This window comes from Streptomyces sp. HSW2009, from assembly GCF_040240285.1.
Lineage (GTDB): Bacteria > Actinomycetota > Actinomycetes > Streptomycetales > Streptomycetaceae > Streptomyces.
The window spans coordinates 1-651 of the sequence record NZ_JBEHZD010001120.1 but is presented as its reverse complement, the minus strand read 5'-3'; the positions used below and the strand labels follow the sequence as shown (position 1 = coordinate 651).

1 rRNA gene is annotated in these 651 nt (G+C 57.1%); it reads right to left on the bottom strand.

From position 1 onward, the window contains the following. Positions 1 to 651 (bottom strand): 23S ribosomal RNA (locus tag AAHZ94_RS34850); the annotation flags it as partial.

Genomic DNA, 651 nt, shown 5'->3' with positions numbered 1-651 from the left:
ATCACCGGAAATGGCCCCCCTTCTCCCGAAGTTACGGGGGCATTTTGCCGAGTTCCTTAACCATAGTTCACCCGAACGCCTCGGTATTCTCTACCTGACCACCTGAGTCGGTTTAGGGTACGGGCCGCCATGAAACTCGCTAGAGGCTTTTCTCGACAGCATAGGATCATCCACTTCACCACAATCGGCTCGGCATCAGGTCTCACCCTCATGTCATCCGGATTTGCCTAGATGACGGGCTACACCCTTACCCCGGGACAACCACCGCCCGGGCTGGACTACCTTCCTGCGTCACCCCATCGCTTACCTACTACCACCTCGGGTCACCGGCTCCACCACTTTCCATTCCCCGAAGGGTCCGGAACGGCTTCACGGGCTTAGCATTAATGGGCTCGATACTGGGCGTTTCAAAGCGGGTACCGGAATATCAACCGGTTGTCCATCGACTACGCCTGTCGGCCTCGCCTTAGGTCCCGACTTACCCTGGGCAGATCAGCTTGACCCAGGAACCCTTAGTCAATCGGCGCAAACGTTTCTCACGTTTGTATCGCTACTCATGCCTGCATTCTCACTCGTGAACCATCCACAACTCGCTTACGCGGCTGCTTCACCCGGCACACGACGCTCCCCTACCCAACCCAACACCCGTTA